15 protein-coding genes and 1 tRNA gene are annotated in these 18,843 nt (G+C 68.5%); 10 read left to right on the forward strand and 6 right to left on the reverse strand.

Features of this window, described 5'->3' with window-relative positions; translation table 11 throughout:
* Both Q9S36_RS11670 and Q9S36_RS11675 read right to left on the reverse strand, forming a co-directional pair.
* Positions 1 to 702 carry a hypothetical protein gene (locus Q9S36_RS11670; RefSeq protein WP_311285281.1) on the reverse strand — a complete coding sequence of 234 codons (702 nt, stop codon included), beginning with the start codon at positions 700 to 702 and terminating at the stop codon, positions 1 to 3.
* 204 nt (positions 703 to 906) lie between these two features.
* Positions 907 to 1,365, reverse strand: a complete 459-nt coding sequence (locus Q9S36_RS11675) for a hypothetical protein (RefSeq protein WP_311285282.1) — start codon at positions 1,363 to 1,365, stop codon at positions 907 to 909.
* 234 nt (positions 1,366 to 1,599) lie between these two features.
* Here Q9S36_RS11675 and Q9S36_RS11680 point away from each other — a divergent pair, with 234 nt between their 5' ends.
* The gene (locus Q9S36_RS11680) at positions 1,600 to 2,442 is read left to right on the forward strand and encodes a sulfurtransferase (RefSeq protein ID WP_311285283.1); all 843 of its coding nucleotides are present in this window, start codon (positions 1,600 to 1,602) and stop codon (positions 2,440 to 2,442) included.
* A 3-nt stretch (positions 2,443 to 2,445) separates the two neighbouring features.
* On the opposite strand, the gene Q9S36_RS11685 is transcribed toward Q9S36_RS11680, so the two are convergent.
* Entirely contained in the window at positions 2,446 to 3,684 is a 1,239-nt protein-coding gene (locus Q9S36_RS11685; RefSeq protein ID WP_311285284.1) for an FAD-dependent oxidoreductase, read from the reverse strand.
* 52 nt (positions 3,685 to 3,736) lie between these two features.
* Here Q9S36_RS11685 and Q9S36_RS11690 point away from each other — a divergent pair, with 52 nt between their 5' ends.
* The 7 genes from Q9S36_RS11690 to Q9S36_RS11720 all read left to right on the forward strand — a co-directional run bounded on the left by Q9S36_RS11690 (position 3,737) and on the right by Q9S36_RS11720 (position 14,810).
* On the forward strand, positions 3,737 to 4,771 hold the full coding sequence (locus Q9S36_RS11690) for a zinc-binding dehydrogenase (protein ID WP_311285285.1): 1,035 nt from the start codon (positions 3,737 to 3,739) through the stop codon (positions 4,769 to 4,771).
* Complete coding sequence (locus Q9S36_RS11695) at positions 4,768 to 5,721, forward strand: aldose 1-epimerase family protein (RefSeq protein WP_311285286.1); 954 nt, start codon at positions 4,768 to 4,770, stop codon at positions 5,719 to 5,721. The genes Q9S36_RS11690 and Q9S36_RS11695 overlap by 4 nt, the downstream gene beginning before the upstream one ends.
* A 29-nt stretch (positions 5,722 to 5,750) precedes the next feature.
* Positions 5,751 to 7,226 (forward strand): serine hydrolase domain-containing protein, encoded by a 1,476-nt coding sequence (locus Q9S36_RS11700; protein WP_311285287.1) that lies wholly within the window; start codon positions 5,751 to 5,753, stop codon positions 7,224 to 7,226.
* 48 nt (positions 7,227 to 7,274) lie between these two features.
* The gene (locus Q9S36_RS11705) at positions 7,275 to 7,919 is read left to right on the forward strand and encodes an asparagine synthase (protein ID WP_311285288.1); all 645 of its coding nucleotides are present in this window, start codon (positions 7,275 to 7,277) and stop codon (positions 7,917 to 7,919) included.
* A 62-nt stretch (positions 7,920 to 7,981) separates the two neighbouring features.
* Positions 7,982 to 8,054: transfer RNA gene (locus Q9S36_RS11710), tRNA-Arg, on the forward strand.
* Positions 8,055 to 8,507: 453 nt separating this feature from the next.
* Positions 8,508 to 10,475, forward strand: a complete 1,968-nt coding sequence (locus Q9S36_RS11715; protein ID WP_311285289.1) for a hypothetical protein — start codon at positions 8,508 to 8,510, stop codon at positions 10,473 to 10,475.
* Positions 10,476 to 11,288: 813 nt separating this feature from the next.
* Positions 11,289 to 14,810 carry a hypothetical protein gene (locus Q9S36_RS11720; protein ID WP_311285290.1) on the forward strand — a complete coding sequence of 1,174 codons (3,522 nt, stop codon included), beginning with the start codon at positions 11,289 to 11,291 and terminating at the stop codon, positions 14,808 to 14,810.
* 315 nt (positions 14,811 to 15,125) lie between these two features.
* Here Q9S36_RS11720 and Q9S36_RS11725 read toward each other — a convergent pair whose 3' ends face one another.
* Both Q9S36_RS11725 and Q9S36_RS11730 read right to left on the reverse strand, forming a co-directional pair.
* The gene (locus Q9S36_RS11725) at positions 15,126 to 15,419 is read right to left on the reverse strand and encodes a ThuA domain-containing protein (RefSeq protein WP_311285291.1); all 294 of its coding nucleotides are present in this window, start codon (positions 15,417 to 15,419) and stop codon (positions 15,126 to 15,128) included.
* Between the two features lie 329 nt (positions 15,420 to 15,748).
* Complete coding sequence (locus Q9S36_RS11730; RefSeq protein ID WP_311285292.1) at positions 15,749 to 16,399, reverse strand: DUF6584 family protein; 651 nt, start codon at positions 16,397 to 16,399, stop codon at positions 15,749 to 15,751.
* Between the two features lie 94 nt (positions 16,400 to 16,493).
* On the opposite strand from Q9S36_RS11730, the gene Q9S36_RS11735 reads away from it, so the two are divergent.
* Both Q9S36_RS11735 and Q9S36_RS11740 read left to right on the forward strand, forming a co-directional pair.
* Positions 16,494 to 16,916 carry a MarR family winged helix-turn-helix transcriptional regulator gene (locus tag Q9S36_RS11735; RefSeq protein WP_396653756.1) on the forward strand — a complete coding sequence of 141 codons (423 nt, stop codon included), beginning with the start codon at positions 16,494 to 16,496 and terminating at the stop codon, positions 16,914 to 16,916.
* Between the two features lie 13 nt (positions 16,917 to 16,929).
* The gene (locus Q9S36_RS11740; protein WP_217529333.1) at positions 16,930 to 17,352 is read left to right on the forward strand and encodes an organic hydroperoxide resistance protein; all 423 of its coding nucleotides are present in this window, start codon (positions 16,930 to 16,932) and stop codon (positions 17,350 to 17,352) included.
* Between the two features lie 54 nt (positions 17,353 to 17,406).
* Here the strand turns inward: Q9S36_RS11740 and Q9S36_RS11745 are convergent, their stop codons facing one another.
* A complete protein-coding gene (locus Q9S36_RS11745) occupies positions 17,407 to 18,843 on the reverse strand; it encodes a DUF3459 domain-containing protein (protein WP_311285294.1) in 1,437 nt (478 codons plus the stop codon).

Consider the following 18,843-nt stretch of genomic DNA (forward strand, 5'->3'; position numbering starts at 1 on the left):
TCAGTCTCCCGAGATCTGCAGGTTGGCAAGGTCCGCGAGCAGCCGATCGGTGCGGTCCTCGATGTCGACGGCCTGCGCATCCATCTCGTCGGCGGCCGCCTCGAGCGCCTCGATGTCGGCCTCGAACTCGTCCACGTCTCCGACGGCGCCCTCCACGACGGGCGCGTCCATGAGGGCCATGACGATCACCGGGACCTGCTCGACGAGCGGCTCGACGGCGAGGGGCAGCACCTCGTTGATGACCTGCTCGATCGTCGCCTCCATCGCCATGGCGAGCAGCTTCTTTCGCGCGAGCAGCAGCACCGCCGCGCCGCCGGCGCCGAAGGGACCCGCAGCGAGCAGGGGGACGAGTTGCATGAGCGTCAGGGTCACCTCGGCGATGACCTTGATCTTCATCGCGAGGACGATGCCGCCCGCGATGTCGATGCCCGTCGCCGCGGGACCGAGTACGTCGAGCAGCTTCTGCATGTTGTCGGAACGGTTGCGGTTCCACCCCTCGACCTGCGCCGTGCCCGCGTTGCCCTGCAGCGCCGTGGCCAGGTCGCCGTTCACGCGGCTGTCGACGGCCTGGATGATCGACTCCATGTCGTCGCGGTAGCCGCGCACGAGGTCAGCCGCCTTGTGGACCTCGTCCTCGTCGATGTCGGGCCATTCCAGCCCCATCTTGTCCATGATCCAGATCAGCTCATTCGGCAACATCATCCCCACGGGTACCACCTCCGCCGTCGACAGTAGCGAGTGGCCTCCGCGACGGCGATGGGGAGAAGGCCCCATTCCGCCGCGCTCGCGAGGCGTCGCAGATGGTCGCCCCTCCGCCCGCCACGCGACCATCTGCGACGTCTCGACCCGACAGGAACGGCGGTCATCGGCAGGGGATGGATGCCGGTGGCGTCGGCTCGGCGACGGTCAGATCTCGCGCAGGGTGTGGTCGGAGGGCACGTGGTCGTCGCGATAGTAGGCGACGAAGAGGTCGGCGGCCTCGTCGAGGGTGAAGACCTCGTGCGGGTGCACTTTCGTGCTGTGTCGCCCCTCGTCCCAGCGGATCGTCTCGGTCGGCTCCGCGTCGTCGCCGCCGGTCGGCTTGCCGACGGTGTACTGGTGGGCGGTGCCTGCCTCGTCGACCACGCGGACCTCGACGGTCACCCCCTCGGCATCCCCGGCGCACTGGATGTACTCCTCGGAGAACGGAATCTCCGCCAACAGGTCGGCCCCGTCCGGTGCACGCCAGAGGCTGTACGCCCACAGCTTCGCGCCGTCCATCCGCCGGACGGAGAACCGAATCTGGTCCTCGTACGGACGGGCCACGTCCACCAGGGGAGAGCGCGCGAACCCGTTGAGCTGCACGATGTGCGTCGGCGTCGTCACGGAACCTCCTGCAGGAGCACTCGCACGATCCTAATCTCGGAGCCATGCAACTTCGCGATCGCGGGGGTGTCCGGACCGACCGTAGACCTGCGCGCGAGGTGCGGGAGGGGGAAGGGGGAGAACTCCCCATTCGCGTCGCGACCCGACGGAAGCGGCGGTCACCCGCGCCGGATGCATGCCGTTCGCGTCGGCTCGGCGCTGGGGCGGCGGCGCGGGCGGTCGTAGGGTCGAGCCATGACTCGCGCGCGATTGATCGACCCCTACGAGCTCGAGCGGCTGATGCGGGATGCCGCGCCGCTGACGGTCCTCGACGTCCGGTGGCGGCTCGACCGCCCTGACGGCCGGGCCGACTACGAGGCGGGTCACATCCCCGGTGCGGTGTACGTGAGCCTCGACGACGAGCTCGCCGCCCACGGCGCGCCGGAGGACGGCCGGCATCCGCTGCCCGGCATCGCCGACCTGCAGACCGCCGCCCGCCGCTGGGGCGTCGACACGGGCGACACCGTCGTGGTCTACGACGACTGGCAGACGTTCGGCGCCGCTCGGGCCTGGTGGGTGTTGACGGATGCCGGTGTGCCCGACGTCCGCGTGCTCGACGGCGGCCTCGGGGCGTGGCGAGACGCCGGGCTCCGGCTCGAGTCGGGCCCCGTGCACGCGGCTCGTGGCGACGTCGCGCTGACGCCGGGGCACTTGCCGCGCCTGGACATCGACGAGGCGGCGGCGCTGCCGGCATCCGGGATCCTTTTCGACGTGCGCGCGCCCGAGCGCTACCGCGGCGACGTCGAGCCGATGGACCCGCGGGCCGGGCACATCCCCGGCGCGGTCAACGCGCCCACGGGCGGCAACGTCGACGAGCGCGGGCGCTTCCTCTCGCCCGAGCAACTGCGCGAGCGCTACGCGGCGCTCGGCGTCACCGGCGACACGACCGTCGGCGTCAGCTGCGGCTCGGGGGTGTCGGCCGCGCAGGCCGCGTTCGCGCTGAGCCTCGCCGGCGTCGACGCGGCGCTCTACGGCGGGTCGTGGAGCCAGTGGGCGAACCACCCCGACCGCCCGGTCGCGACCGGCGACCGCCCGTAACGCTCAGCCGAGGACGGCCCGGGCCGCGCGTTCACCCGAGACGAGCGCGCCCGCGATCGACGGCGTCTCGCGGTGATCGCCCGTGACGATCACCCGCTCCGACAGCCGCACTGGCGACGCGCGCCGCAGCGGCGGAGGCAGAGCCGGCAGCGCGTGGGGGATGTCGTCGCGACGCAGCAGCTCCCAGCTCTGCGCCTCGCCGCCCCACATCCGCTCCATGTGGGCGCGCACGGCATGCTCGTCCGCACCGCTGCCCAGCAGGCAGCTCGCCGCCACGAGGTGCCGACCCGATGGCGCGTAAGCGGGGGCCGTCCGTGACATCACGACGCTGTTGACGATCGGGCCAGAGCGCTCGCCGTCCACCGCGAGCAGAGCGGATGCCGGCGCCTCCGGCCCCGTGCCGAACCACCACGTCTGCAGCCCCCGCATCGCCGGTGCCGGCAGGTCGGTGAGCCCCGCCAGCGCCTCGCCGCCCACGGCGACGACCACCTCGCGCGCGGCGATCGGGGCGGCCCCGTCGAGCTCGACACGGTCCGCGCGGACGTCCATGCCGCGCACGGCATGGGAGAGGCGGATGTCGGCCCCCGACGCACGGGCGAGGTCGGCGAGCCGTCGCGGCAGGGTCGCGACACCCTGCGCGGGCACGCCCGGGCGGCCGAGCGCGAACAGCCGGGCGAGCAGCGTCGCGTACGCGCCGGACGTCGCGGCGCCGTCATCGGCGAGCACGCCGGTGAGAAACGGTTCGAGCACCGAGCACCGCAGGGGCCCGGTCAGACCGACGCGGTCCCACATCTCTCGAAGGGTCGCGTCGTGTCCCTCGGCGACGGATGCCGGGCGCACCAGCGCCGGCAGGAGCCACCGCGCCGCGGCCACCAGATCCCGCGCCGAGGCGAGACCCGAGAACGCACCCGCGACGGTGGCCGGCAGGAGCTCGGGATGCCGCAGCGGATGCGCGAGGACGCCCGACCGTCCGCCGCGCACGACACGCACCCCGACGGGGAACGGGCGCAGGTCGAGGCTTGCGGGATCGAGGGCGCGGGCGAGCGCGTCGTACCGCGGGTTGACGACCTGGAAACCGCGGTCGAGCAGGAACCCGTCGACGCGGTCGGTGCGCTGCCGACCGCCGACGTCGTCGGCCGCGTCGAGGACGACGACGTCGCGTCCGGCGCGGGCGAGCAGCGTCGCGCAGCGGAGCCCGGCGAGGCCCGCGCCGATGACGACGACATCGTGGAGTGCGGCCATGGCGACAGCCTCGCACAGCGCGTAGCCCCGGCATCCGTAGTTGAATTCAAGGATGCGAGCTGCGTATATGTACGGTCCCGGTGACGTCCGCGTGATCGACGCCCCCGAGCCCCGGATCGAACAGCCCACCGACGCGGTCCTCCGCACCGTCGTCGCGTGCGTCTGCGGCAGCGACCTGCATCCGTACCACTCGATGACCCCGTCAGAACGGGGTCGCTCGATGGGGCACGAGATGATCGGCGTCGTCGAGGAGGTCGGCTCCGAGGTCCGCACGGTCGCGCCCGGTGACGTCGTCATCGTGCCGTTCGTGTTCTCGTGCGGCGCGTGCGAGTTTTGCCGCGCCGGGCTGCAGACCTCGTGCCGCTTCGCGGGCCTCTCGGTGCCCACGGGCGCCGGCGGTGCGCAGGCCGAGCGTCGGCGCGCCCCGTTCGCCGACGGCACCCTGTATCGGGTCGACGTCGCCGAGGACGACCCGCGGATGCCGGGCCTCTTGACCCTCAGCGACGTCTACGGCACGGGCTGGCACGCCGCTGTGACCGGCGGTGTCGCACCCGGAAAGGACGTCGTCGTGATCGGCGACGGCGCCGTCGGGCTGCTCGCCGTGCTGTCTGCGCAGAGGCTCGGGGCGGAGCGCATCATCCTCATGGGGCGTCACGAGGCGCGCACCGACCTGGGCCGCCGCTGCGGCGCGACCGACGTCGTCGCCGCCCGCGGTGACGAGGGCGTCGCCGCCGTTCGCGAGCTGACCGGCGGCCTCGGCGCGCACGTCGTCATCGACGCCGTCGGCCACCTGCCGGCGTACGAGCAGGCGCTCGGCGCCGTGCGCGCGGGAGGAACCGTGACCCGTGTCGGCGTGCCCCAGTACGCCGACGCCCCGCTCCAGCGTCTGCAGTTCGAGCGGAACATCACGGTCACCGGCGGCGTCGCGCCCGTCCGGGCGTACATCGACGACCTCCTGCCGGGCGTCCTCGACGGTACAGTCGACCCCGGGGCCGTCTTCGATCGCGAACTGTGCCTCGGCGAAGCCGCCGACGGCTACCGCCTGATGGATGACCGCGCCGCCCTGAAAGTGATGCTCCGCCCGTGACCTCCGCCCTGCCGCTCTCCGGCACCCAGCACACCCTTCGCTTCGGCCCGTACGAGGCGGTCATCGCCTCGACCGGCGCCTCGCTGCGCGTCCTCCGCCACGACGGCCGCGACCTCATCGTCCCGTTCGACGCCGACGAGGTGCGCCCCGACTACCGCGGCACGACGCTCGCCCCCTGGCCGAACCGCATCGTCGACGGCACGTACACCTTCGACGGCCAGGAGCTCGTGGCGGCGCTGACCGAACCCGAACGCTCGCACGCCCTCCACGGCCTGCTCTCGTGGGCCGACTTCGAGCGCGTCTCGGGCACCGAGAGCGCGGTGACCCTCGGCGCGACCGTCGTCCCGCAGTCAGGCTACCCGTGGCGTGTGCGCGTCGAAACGACGTACGCCCTCGGCGCGGACGGGCTCACGCAGACGGTGCGTGCACGCAACCTCAGCGACCGGCCCGCACCGTTCGGCACCGGCCCGCACCCGTACCTGAAGGCCGGCCCCGCGCCGCTCGACGAATGGACGCTCGCACTGCCTGCGGCATCCGTCCTCGAAGTCACGTCCGACCGGCTCAGCCCCGTCGCGCTCCACCCCGTGACCGACCACGACCCCGAGCGGTTCGATCGGCGCGCGCCCCGTCCGCTCGGCGACGTGCAGCTCGACCACGCGTTCACCGATCTCGAGACGGATGCCGCCGGTACGGCCGTCCTGCGCCTGACCGACCCGTCGGGTGTCGGCGTCGAGGTCACCTGGGGTGCCGAGTGCCCGTGGGTGCAGGTGTACACGGGCGACAAGCCCGACGGGCCCGCGAACCCGGCGCACCGCAACGGTGTCGCCGTCGAGCCGATGACGTGCGCGCCCGACGCCTTCAACGCCGCCTCGTACGACTACGACGCGGGCCTGCTGGTGCTCGAGCCGGGCGCCGAGTTCTCGGCGTCGTGGCGCATCGCCGCGATCTGACCCTGCGTCGTCATCCCTAGGATGGCGGCATGACGTCGACGTCCTCCTCCCTGCCCCGGTCCACCCCGTCCGCGCAGGGGGTGGATGCCGCCGGTGTCGAACGCCTGCTCGACGCCGTCGGGCAGACCGAGGCCGAGATGCACAGCCTCATGGTGCTGCGCCACGGCACCGTCATCGCCGAGGGATGGTGGGCGCCGTTCGCGCCCGATCTGAAGCACCTCGTGTACTCGCTGTCGAAGACCTTCACGTCCGCCGCTGCCGGTCTCGCCGTCGCGGAGGGGCGTTTCGGACTCGACGACGTCATGATCGACCACTTCCCCGAGCTGGTGCCGGACGACGTCGACGACAAGTACCGCCGATACCTCGTGCGTCACGCGCTGACGATGTCGAGCGGGCACGAGAGCGAGGCGCTCGACCGTGCCGCAGCCGCGGCGGAGGGTGCGGGCGGCGACGTGCTCGCCGGATTCTTCCGCGTTCCGCCCGAGCGCGAGCCGGGCAGCGTCTTCGCCTACAGTCAGCCGACCATCTACGGCGTCGGGCGGCTCGTCGCCAAGACGACGGGCGGGACGATCCTCGACTACCTGCGTTCGCGCCTGCTCGAGCCGCTCGGCATTCACGAGGCGCAGTGGATGATGCTCGGCGACGTCGAGATGGGCTTCAGCGGCATCCACGTCTTCACCGAGTCGCTCGCCAAGACGGGGCAGCTCGTCCTCGACGGCGGCCGCTGGCAGGGCGAGCAGATCCTCGACCCCGAGTGGGTCGCCACCGCCACGTCGAAGCAGATGGACAACGACACCGCGTACCGCGGCTCCGGCGCACCCGAGCCGATCGACTGGCAGCAGGGGTACGGCTTCCAGTACTGGATGAACCGGCACGGCTTCCGCGGCGACGGTGCATACGGGCAGTTCATCATCGTGTGGCCCGAAGAGGATGCCGTGATCGTCACGACCGGCGAGACGATCGACATGCAGGAGCTGCTGAGCCTCATCGCGACGCACCTGCGCCCCGCGATGACGGGTGCGGGCACCGCCGAGGCTGATGCGGCACTCGCGGCGCGGCTCTCGTCGCTGGCGCTCCCGCTGCCGGACGACACCGGCGCGGGCTTTGCGGGAACCTTCGACGCCGACGTGTCGTCGCCGGTCGTGGGCCCGTTCTCGTTCGGAGAGGCCGTGCCGGGCGCCGAGCGCGTCGAGGTCGCCGAGACGGGCGACGGGTGGACTCTCCGGTTCCTCGGCGACGGTCTCGATGTGACCCTTCCCGTCGGTCGCGGCACGTGGGCGGAGGGGGAGTGGCCGGCGCCCGCCGACGGGCTCGACGCGGTGCCCTTCCGCGCCGTCGCGGGCGTGGACGCGGACGGTGCGTGGCACGCGCGGTTGCGCATGATCCAGACACCGCACTCGCTCCTCGTCGACATCGCCCCCGGCGGCGCGGCCTCGATCGCCTGGCGGTTCCCGCCGCTGCGCGGCGACGGCCCGGCCGGTCACGCGCTGCCGTCGCTCGGCTGACCGGCATCCGCTGCGCCTGCCTCGTAGAATCGTCGGTGAGGGGTGAGCGTGACGGACAATGAGCGGGTCAGGACCCGGGACGTCGTCGCCGAGGGGCTCTACATCGCGTCCGCGGCGACGCGTTTGGCGTTGAAGAACCGCATCCTCGTCGACATCCTCGTCGACGGTGACGACTTCGATCCGGAGCGCTTCCTCGGCGATGCCCGCGACATCCTGATCTCGCTCGCCGAAGAGGCCGAAGCGGATGCCGCCCGCACCGACCGCGAGCGCAAGGCGGCGCGCACGCGCTACTCCGACTCGAGCGGGACGCACGACTATCGCAGTCGCGACGTCCGCAACCTCCGTCGCCGCCGCAAGCAGTCGCTGCACGTCGCGAAGGAGCTGCGCGCCCGGGCCGAGGACCAGGAGGAGCTGCGCAAGCTCGTCGTCGACGCGCGGGACGCCGCCTGGGCCGAGGTGTCGAAGAACATCGACCGGTCCCTTCGGATCACGGCGGCGCGTCCCGACCTCGACGCCGACTACGAGCGGATGCGGGTGGCCCGCATGCAGGCGCTGCGCCTGGTCGACCTGCCCAAGCTCCGCGCGCACCGACGGAGCGTCGCCAAGCAGCAGGCGCTGCGCGAAGAGGGCGTCGAACCCGAGCCGATCCTCGAGGCCGGCCCCGGCGGGATCGATCCGGGCGAGCTCGAATAGGCCTCGATTTCGGATGCGGCCCGCGGTGACGTATGCTGTTCCTCGGCCCGGAAACAGGCCATGCGCCCGTAGCTCAATGGATAGAGCATCTGACTACGGATCAGAAGGTTAGGGGTTCGAGTCCCTTCGGGCGCACACTGTGTTGAGACAGTCCAAGTAAGGACCCGCTTCGGCGGGGCTTTTCTTGTTTCCCGGGCTGCTCCACGCGGTCTGATCGGCGCTTGGTTAGTGACGCGGCTCTCGTCGCCAGTGCTCGTCTGACACAGGCTGGTCAGCGCGGGCCCGAGCTTTGCGATGTGAGCACGCTGGTGCACACCGGAGCGGCTCCGGCTGGTGTGCGCTGGTCGTACCGTCATCGCGCGATCGCCCGGGCGGGCTATCCGGGACGAAGGCGAGGCCCCTGCGACGGCGTCGCGAACATCGACTCTGCTGCGGTCGAGAGAGGACCGGCCTACGCGCGCTCACCTACCCACAGCCGCCCGAGGCGCGCTATTCACTGTCGATGCCGCACGAGCGTTACGGCCGATCGTGGATGCGGCGCTGTCGGATGCATCCCTCATACTGTGGTTGCCAAGGGAAGAGGTACGCGTGAGTGACGAGGTTGAGGAAGTGCGCCGGGTGCGGTTCTATGGGCCGAACGACATGGCAACGGGGTTGTTTGTTCAGCGGGTTGCCGAGTTAGTTGAGGCATTTGATCCCGACGAACCGCCTCAGAGTACGGCGGACATCCTCGAACTTCACAACGTGCAGCAATATCTCGAACACGGATTCTTCCCATTGGGTTACACCGATGAAGAGCGGGATCGAGCGCTTGAGCGGATCCCCGCAATCCGAAGCGCAGTCGCGCGCCACATCTCCGCAATGGATGAAGTCGGGTTTGCGGTTGCCGTCCGTGGCGTCGGCCGCGAGTACAGCGCTGACCTCATTGACCTGCTCGGCCGGAACGGGGTGTTTCGACGGGTCCCCAGCACGACGATGCTTCCAGCGCTTTATGCCGCCGGTGCGCACCTCGGCGACATGCTCGCGAGCAAGAAGCTCGTAGACGCTTACGACGCCGAGATCCTCGACGAACTGCGCAATGCTCCGCGAGGCGCGGAACACTTGATCCGACGTTACCTGCAAGCCGACGTGCGGGAGGAAGTGCATCTCCCGTCGAGTCTGACACCAGCCGCCGCGCGCGCGGTTATCGAGCGGTACATAGACGGCGTCGACGCGAACCCCAACTACGTCGGGCTAGTCGCGACTGCCAAGAACACTCCTCAGGCTGGAGTGGACGCCAAACTAAGGCTTCGAGCAAGGCGACGGTCGACACAGATGACCGAGGCCTTCTTCGCTGAGAACTCGGGCCTCAAGACAGGATGCGACGTCGGCATCTCTGAAACCCAGAACGCGCCTGTCACGTCCGAGGTCGACACCTCTGACGGATGGATAGCTCGCTATCGATACAGCAGGCGATGGCTGGAAGAATCGTGTGACTACCCAAGCATCCTCAACAACTTTCAACACCTATTCGGCTTCGTCGATCAGCAAGCACTCCTGGTGTTGCCGTCCTACCCCGCGCAGCTCGGGGTCATGGAGCGCATCATTGGCACGACCGGAAAGCACGAGTACAAAGTTGGTGCAGAGTTCCAGTCAACAGACATACGAACGATGCTGCAGACACGGCTGTATCATTTCTTCCTCCATTCGAAAGGCATTGAGCTGGAGTGGGTGATGGCGTGGTTCTTTGAGAAGTACCTTGCCGAGCAGTTCGGAGCAAGGGGCTTCTCATTCACCGCGTCAGACAGGGACGCTTCGCACCTTCAGCGGGTCAGACATCTGTTCGTGGAGATGGAGAGCGCGGCGAACCAGTACACCCAGTACGTCCAGGAGGGTGAACTCGATCGCGAACTGCTCGAAGTCGCATCCGAGCAAGTTCGATACCGGGAAATCCCGAGTCTGGTGACCGGGAAGTACCTCTACCCGACCGGCAGCGACGACCTCAACACCATCATCCACCTGCTGTTCTCAGATCAGTCCTCGCTGACCTACATCAACGAGGACCTGAAGTCGGACACTGCCGCGGGACTCCTCGTCGAGAATGAGGTGGCCTACGACGACTTCGAGGACTACCAGCGGCCGAGCATCGACTTCCTGATCGAACAGGACGTTGTGCGCAACACGGGATCCCGGGTTTGCATCATCAACCCGGAGCGGTTCCAGATTCTCGCGGCACTGTTCTCGACAGAAGCGGCAAACTTTTTCCATCTCTCGGAGGCGGGGCGCGCACAAGCTGGCGCCATGGTCGCCAAGGGTTGGATCACGCGCCGCTCTTCTCTTCTCACGGACGCCGAAGCCGACTACTTCAACTACATGCTCAACTCAGTGGACTTCAGCAACGGGCCTCGCCTACGAAACCGATACCTCCACGGGTCGCAAGCCAACCGTGACAGCGAAGACGAACACTTCGCGACTTACATCAACGCGCTGCGACTGACCATTGCGTTGGTCGTCAAGATCAACGATGACTTCTGCATCGCGTCCTCCCACCAGCAGGCGAACCCTTTCCACGCGTGAGAGTGTCACTCTGGCGCTTCGCGACCCTTCCGTCACGCTAGGACGATCGGCAATGATGCCGGACGATCGTGGGTCCTATCTCGCCGATTGATCGGCTCACTGGTGGACGGTGGTGAAAGCGGTTAGGCGCGATCCCGAGCGGATCCACCGACGGCTGGGACGCGAGCAGTCACGACCGCCCTGAAGAGGACCGGGTTGCGTGCGGGTACGATTCCCGGTCCTGGTCCGAAAGACCAGCTCGACCCGATGGCGCCGACTTGGCCGCCCCCTTCTTATGCCCGTCACACAGGTGAAGTCCGTCGCATCCGTGGCGGCGCACCGCCAGGCGGAGGTCGGGAGCGAACTTCCACCAGGCACCGGACGGTGCGAGCGGCGGCCTGGTGCTGGCAACGATTCAACGAGCGGCGCGGCGCGGGTCGACCCTCGTGCGCACGGTGAGCGGCTGGACCGCCCGCGCCCCAGGGGTATAGCTCCCCGGAGGCCTGCGGGAAATCTCCTGCGCCACGCGGAATCTTGCGGGCTCGGGAGATGGCTCGGAGGGATTTAGGCTTGCGCGCAGGAGGTCTTGGTATGGCAGATCGTGCGGGTCCGCCTCACTTGGTGGATGCAACTGACCTAGAGCGGTGGGCAGACCAGCGCACTGCGCAATCGGACCTCCCTCGACTGGTGCGGAGGCTGATTCGCCACGAGAACGATCAGGTTCAGAGTCTTGAGATGCGAGGTGGGGAAGGCGTCGGTCTGCCCGGGTACGACGGCACGGTCGAAGCTTCACGAGGGACTCCTTTCGTCCCCGAGGGCCTGAGCGTCTGGGAGATGGGCACCAGCGACGACCCAGCGAGCAAAGCCACGGAGGACTACAAGACCCGTACCGCAGACTCGCTTGGGGTCGACAAATCGAAAGCGACCTTCGTGTTCGTCACGCCTAGGCGCTGGCGAGGAAAGAAGACATGGGAGCGCAAGCGGCGCCTGAAGGGCGACTGGCGCGACGTCCGCGTTCTCGACGCCGACGACCTCGAGCAGGCGCTTGAGGAGGCCCCCGCAGTGAGGATATGGGTGTCCGAACTGTTGGACATGCCTGCACTCGGCGCGGCGACGATCGAAGATTGGTGGCGACGATTCTCTAGCGGGTTCGAACCGAACCTCACGTCCAAGGTCGTGCTGGCCGGGCGTGAAGATCGTGCAGGCCTTCTGCTCCGCCGGCTAGCGGTCGACGTCGGGCGGACGTTCATCAAGGCGGCGAGCGTAGACGACGGGTTGGCGTTCGCCTCCTGCGCCATGATGGCTCAGCCGCCGGATGAGTCGGAGCCGATGTTGTCCCGGTCGCTGCTCGTTCACGATGGCATCACTCTCCGACGCCTCGACAACACAGCCAGCTTGTTGATCCTGCTTCCGTACGAGGAGCAACTTCAACGTGAGGCGATCCTCGCCGAGAATCACCACGTGGTTTTTGTTGTCACCGAGGGCGACGCGGACATCGAGCTACCGCCGCTCGACCATCTCACCCTCCGCGCTGCGTTGGAGGAGGTTGGTGTCGCGGAAGGGGACCTCGACCGATTCGTACGCGCCGGGACCAAGAGCCTGCTCGCTCTGCGGAGGGTGGCCACGCGTTTCGGTCAGGTCGAGCCCGAGCAGTGGTCACGCGACCTCTCAGACGTCGCCGTACGTCGAGCGTGGCTTGCGGGCGCGTGGAGTCAGCTAAGGAGCGGCGACCTTGAGGTGATGGAGTCTCTTACCGGAGCGACACAGTTGGCCCTCGCTGACAAACTCGAGTCGATCCTGGGTCAGCCGGACCCGCTATTCACCCGCGTTGGAGGAACGTGGGCGGTCGCGGCCGATGAGGACTCCTGGCGGACCGCGCGCCTCACAATCCGGGAGACAGATTTGGAGGCACTCGAACACGCGGTTCAGACGGTGCTTGGGGCAGTGGACCCACGCCTCGAACTGCCGCCGGAGGAACGATGGAGTGCCGGCGTCTACGGGAAGACCCGAGTCCACTCGACCGATCTGCGAGGCGGCTTGGCGCGAGCGGTAGCGCTCCTCGGGGCACGGGGTGACGAACTTCGCCTGAGCGGCGGTCGATCGGGGCGTCAGTGGGCTGAACGCGTTGTGTGGCGGTTGGTGAGCCGAGCTAATGCGGACAGTTCCGCGCAACTATGGGAGTCGATGACTGACATTCTTCCGCTGCTCGCGGAGGCGGCCCCCGATGTCTTCCTCAGATCGGCGGCGGACGCGGCGAGCGGAAGCGCGCCCCTCGCACGCCACTTCTTCCAGGACGAGACCAGCGGATGGCATGTGAGCAGTCCGCATACCGGCGTACTGTGGGCGCTTGAATGCGTTGCGTGGTCTAGCAGTCACCTTGGTTTCGCGGCCGAGGTGCTCTCGATGTTGGCCGAGATCGACCCCGGCGGCAAGCTAAGCAATCGCCCCGCGAGTAGCTTGCAGGAGATCTTCCGTCCTTGGTTGCCCCAGACTTCGGCGCCTTTGGGGAATCGACTGCTTGTCATTGATGCTCTCCTGTCACGACACGAATCAGTCACGTGGAAGCTGATGCTTGGACTCCTTCCGGGGCCTTCAGAGGTGGCGATGCAGACTTGCAAGCCGCGGTTTCGTGACTGGGCCAGCAAGTCGAAACGACCAACCACCTACGCCGAGATCTACGAGTTCGTGGGCGCCATATCGGAGCGCGTCATTGAGTTTGCGCGAGACGACCCACGACGGTGGGCGCAGGTCGTGGAGGCGTTCGACCGCTTGTCGAACCAAGGGAAGAGTCTGGTCATCGAGAGGCTCGGTCAGCTTCCGGGCGAGGCGCTAGACGCCGCGGCTGTGCTTCACCTCTGGGAGACGATCGAGGACTTCGTGCGAAAGCATCGGCAGTTCCCCGACTCCGAATGGTCTCTCTCGGAGGAGTGGCTGGAGCCGCTCGCAGCTGTAGCTGCGGAATTCGCGCCCTCGTCGCCGAAGGAAACGTTCCGGTGGCTGTTCGACGATTGGTCGCCGGATATCGGTGTATCTATCGCCGATGACTACGCCGTATATGAAGAAGCGCTTGCGGCGGCTCGCGTCGAGGCAGCCCGGGTGATCCTTGAGGCAGAGGGCTTCCAAGCGCTTCCACAACTCGCAAGTGAGGTCGCGCTACCGGCTGCTGTTGGGGCTGCGACGGCCGCCGCCGGAGTGGGGATTGAAGCGGAGGCGCTCGCAAATCTGGACAGCGAAGATCTGAAGCGGGCTGAGTTTGCGCACGGATACGCGCGCGCTCGCTTCCGAGGGGACTTAGCTCAGATTCAGCCATGGCTTAACCACCTGGAGGGGAAACCGCTGGCGAAAGCGCGACTGCTGCAATCCGCGGCCGACGTCGTCGAGGCCTGGGGCGTGATTGCTGAGCAGGGTCAAGAGGTTGAGGACGCCTACTGGGCGGAGTTCGTCCCATATGGACGCGGCGGAGACTTCCGTTACGTGAATGAGGTTGCCCGCCATCTCCTCGCGCACGGGCGCGCCGCAACAGCCGTTGACACCTTAAGCATCTACGCAAACCGTCGCGATGAGATCGCGGTGGACATAGTTGTCGAGGCACTCCTCGCCTTCACTGGCGATGAAACCGACGCGGGCCGCGTCTCGGAGCATGATCTGTCGACACTACTGGCTTATGTCCGGACGCATGACGTCGAAGAGGCGCTGGTCGGGCAGCTCGAGTGGAAGTTTCTGCCAGTGCTTCACCACGGTGAGGGCGCTCCATCACTTCAACGGCTTCTCGCGCGCGATCCGAACTCTTTTGTTGAGTTGATCAAGATCGCGTTCAAGCGGGCCTCGACCGAAAGTGATGACGAGAGCCCAGTCGACGCACAGTACGCGAGCAATGTATACCGTCTACTTCGCGAGTGGCGGCTCGTACCCGGCAGTACTCCGGATGGTCGCGTTGATGCAGATCTCCTGGGCGCGTGGCTTGAGGTTGCGCGCGCCGGGCTATCGGAGATCGATCGCTTGGAGATTGGCGAGCTTCAGATCGGAGAGGTCTTCGCTCACGCTCCCACCGATCCGGACGGCGCCTTCCCGACTCGCGCGGTGCGAGACGTACTCGAAGTGGCCGCAACCGATCATCTTGAGCGAGGTTTCGTGATGGGTCTTCACAACAAGCGGGGAGTCACCTCACGCGGAATGACTGACGGAGGAGCGCAAGAGTTCGATCTCGCCGCGGTGTACGACGGCCAGGCCGCCCGCATTGAAGCTACGCACCCCCGCACGGCTGGCGCGCTTCGCTCGGTGGCGGACTCGTACCGCGAAGAGGGGCGCCGTAACGACGAGGAGGCACGACGATTTCTTGAGGGCCTGGGCCGCTAAGGATACAGCTTCCGAACCAGACGACGCCTCGTCCGCTCGCAGGCGCGGTCGAGGTGCCCGCTATCCCACCTCACCCGGGCAGTGCCCGCAAAGGAATCCTCATCGTGCGCGGAGTCGGCGATGCGCTTCAGGCCGATGCTGGAGTATGCGCCATGCATTTGCGGTCGGCATCCAAGATGCAGGACCGCGCGCTTCTTGTCGGGCGGCTGTGCGCATGGATCAGAACGTTAGGGGTTCGAGTTCCTTCGGCACAGACTGTTTGTGACAGTCAGAGAAAAGCTCCGCTTCGGCGGGGCTGTTCTTGTTCTGGGAGCGTCAGGCGAGCAGCCAGCGACTGAGCCGCCGGATGAGCTCAGGGGCGAGCGGCGACGCGTAGGCCTCCGCATCGTGGCCGAGCGCGCTGTAGGCGGCGCGGCATCCGTTGTTCTCGTGGGTCCAGGCGAGCGGGTGCGCGACACCCTCGGGGTCATCGTGCACGAGCAGGGCGTCGGCCTCGGGGGAGACCCGCAGCGCTGTGTACGCCTCGTCGACCGTGTCGAGTGTGAGGTCCGCCACGGATGCCGAGACGGGCCGCACGCGCAGCGGTGCGCGTTCGGGGTGAAAGGTCACGTCGCGTACCCAGCGTCCGCCGAGGCGCGCCTTCCATGTCGCGTGCTCCGGCAGTAGCGCTGCCGCGACGTACAGAGCGAGCAGCGGTCCTCGCTACCCGCGATGATCTCGGCGCGTCGAGCGGATGCGGCGCGGTGCCGCCGCCGGCGTTGATCAAGAGCAGGTCCGCGGCATAGATCCGCGCCGCGAGGACGTCGAGCGTGTCGACGACCGTGACGTCACCGCCCTCCTCGCGGAGCACCTTGGTCACGATCGCACTGGTTTCGGCGAACGGATGCCACGCGTCGGTGTAAAACGGCACCGCCTGAGAAGAGCATCACGCTGCTCATTCAGATCCCGCCGGTGAACAGGCTCACAAGACCCGCCGCGCCGAAAACGAACAGCACCACGGACACGACGCCCTTCCACGCGGCATCCTTCCTGCGGCGTCGAAGGACATCGGCGACAGTGAAGCAGGCAAAGGCGACGGCCCACGCTAGCGCGAACAGGCGCGACCCCAGGTGGGCGATGAACGGCGCCGCCGGTGCCCAGAAGATCACGATCGCGAAGGTCGCGACCAGAGTGATGACGATCAGCGCTCCGAATACGAACATCGCGGTACCGCCCCACGCCTCCCACGCCTCAGCGGGCGTGCGACGCGCCCTGCCGGCCGCGAGATCCGCCACGAAGTCCTCCGGCAGCGGCTGGCCGTCATCGAGGAGGCTGAGGCGGCGGACGCGCGCCTCATCGGCTCCCTGCGCGATGGCCCAGCGCAGGTAGGCGGACACCTCGTCGGGGTCGGCATCGGAGGTGGCGACGGAGTACCGACCCGCTTGCTCGCGCACTCCGCTCGCGCGGTAGAGCAACACCAGCGCGGTTCTCAGATCTTCGTCGCGCGGGTTCCGCTCGAGGGCGGACCGCAGTGGTCTGGCGGCGCGACGGACGCCGATGATCGCCGCCTGTTCGTATGCGTCGCCCATTGCGGCATTCGTCGTCCCCATGCGATCAGTATGGCCGCGACCGCTTCCGGCCGACATGCGAGTTGTGCACAATTCAGTTGCGTGCAAGCATTGTCGGATGAGAGCGATCGAGCAGATGGTGTGCTTCGGGGTGTACTCGGCCAGCCACGCGTTCACGCAGGCCTATCGGCGTGTGCTCGCGCCGTGGAAGCTGACGTACCCGCAGTACCTCGTCATCGTCGCTCTCGGCGAGCAGGAGCCCCGGTCGGTCAAGGAGCTGGGCGAAGAGCTCTTCCTCGACTCGGGCACCCTGTCGCCGCTCATCCGCCGCCTCGAAGCGCGCGGTGTCGTCTCCCGTTCGCGCAGCCCCCACGACGAGCGTGTCGTCGAGGTCGCACTGACCGACGACGGCCGCGCTCTCCGCTCGGAGCTGTCCGTCGTCGGCGCGGAGATCGCGCGCTGCACCGGGCTGAACGAAGAGAAGGCACGGATGCTGCTCGACGTGGTCCACGACCTGAACCGCGTCATGCGCACCACCGACGAGGCGATCGCCTCCTGACGAAAGGACCCCCATGGAAGCCCTCTACACCGCAGAAGCCCTCGCGACCGGAGGCGGCCGCAACGGTCACGTCCGCACCGTCGACGGCCTCGTCGACACCGACGTGCGCGTGCCCAAGGAGATGGGCGGTGCCGGTGGCGCCCCGAACCCCGAGCTCTTCTTCGCCGCCGGCTACGCGGCGTGCTTCCACAGCGCCCTGCAGTCCGTCGCGCGCCAGCAGAAGGTGACGCTCGAGGACACCAGCGTCGGTTCGCGCGTCAGCATCGGCTCGAACGGCCAGGGCGGATTCGGCCTCGCCGTCGAGCTTGAGGTCGTCATCCCCAACCTCCCGCACGACCAGGCGCAGGCGCTCGCGGATGCCGCGCACCAGGTCTGCCCCTACTCCAACGCCACCCGGGGCAACATCGAGGTCACCGTCACGGTCGTCGAGGACTGACCTCCGCCGGTCTCAGAGGGTCGGCCTCAGAGGGCCTGACTCAGAGGACCGGACTCAGGCGACAGGGCTCACGCGCAGCCAGCGGAATCCGCAGGCGGGCAGCGTGAGCCCTTCGTCGATCTCGACGTCGACACCGTCGACGAGATCGTGGGCGGTCGGCGCGAAGCCCGACAGCGTCACGGCCGGCACGTGCACCGGTTCGGCGGCGACGTTCGCCAGCATCAGCACGACGGTCCCGTCACCGGGTCGCTGATAGCCCACGACCGACGGCGCCGGCACGTCGAAACCGATGAGGCGCGCCCCGTCGAATTCCGGGGTCGTGTGACGCACCGCGATGAGCTTCGTGATGTCGCGCCGGAGCCGGCCGGCCGAGGTGGCGGCATCCGTCATCTGGGCGTAGCGGTCCCGCGGCTTCTGGCCCCGGTGCGTCCACCGCGCGTCGTCGCGTCGCTCCGGATCGTCGCGGAACGTCGGGTCGTTGAGCTGGCCCACCTCGTCGCCGAGCCACAGCATCGGCAGGCCCGGCACGCTCAGCAGGAGCGCGTGGGCCAGCACCACCCGCGCCTCGCCGAGCGGGTCGCCGGCCTCGACGCCGGCGAGCGAGGCCGTGGTGCCCGCGACGCCGCCGTCGGTCGCGATCCCCCGGCCGAAGCCAGAGCCGTCGGTGTAGCGCGCGGTGAGCTCGGCGGCATCCGTCTGCCACACGACCGCGTCGGCGTCGCGGACGGCGACGACGTCGCTGCGTCCGTCACGCCGCTCGAGCGCGTGCTGCAGGGGAGCGGCGTCCCCCGTGGCGAACGCCTGCCACAGCGGCGCGGACCCGGGGGATGCCGGCAGCACTTCGACCCCGGGCGCACCGATCGCGAGCACCGGGGCGGTGACCGCCGCCGTCTCGCGGTCGGGGACGAGGAAGACCTCGACGCCGCGGCCGGCCAACAACAGCAGATCGTCGACGAACACGCGCAGGTCCGAGGCGGTCGGGACGTCGACGGCCAGGGCGATCCCCGACAGCCGCAGTTCCGCGGCCAGGTCGGAGAGCCGGTCGATCGAGCCGAGTCCGGGGTCGCCGCGGCGCAGGTCGACGGTGCCGTCCTCGCGCCGGGCGAACGGCGACTGCACGTGCAGCACGCTCACGCCGAGTTCGCGCAGCGCCGGGATCTCGTCGCGGAGCCCGGCGAGGTTGCCGGCGTAGCGATCCGCGAAGCACGCCGCGCCGAGTGCGTAGCGCGAGCGGGACATCGGCGTGTGCGCCGCGCGCTGCTCGCCGTGCACCTTGAGTTCGAGCGAGCGACCGTTCGCCGCCACCACCGCTGCCGTCACGAGGTCGGCCAGCAGCGACGACGAGGAGTCCGCCCGCTCGGCGAGGGCGGCGTGCAGCGCGGGAAGGTGCCGACGGATGCGGTCCGCCGCGGACTCGTCGACGCGGGTGCGCTCCGCGACGGTCGAAAGCGTGGCCGCGAGTTCCTCCTCGACGGCCCCCATGGTGCTCAT

It is taken from the genome of Microbacterium sp. ARD31 (assembly GCF_031844425.1).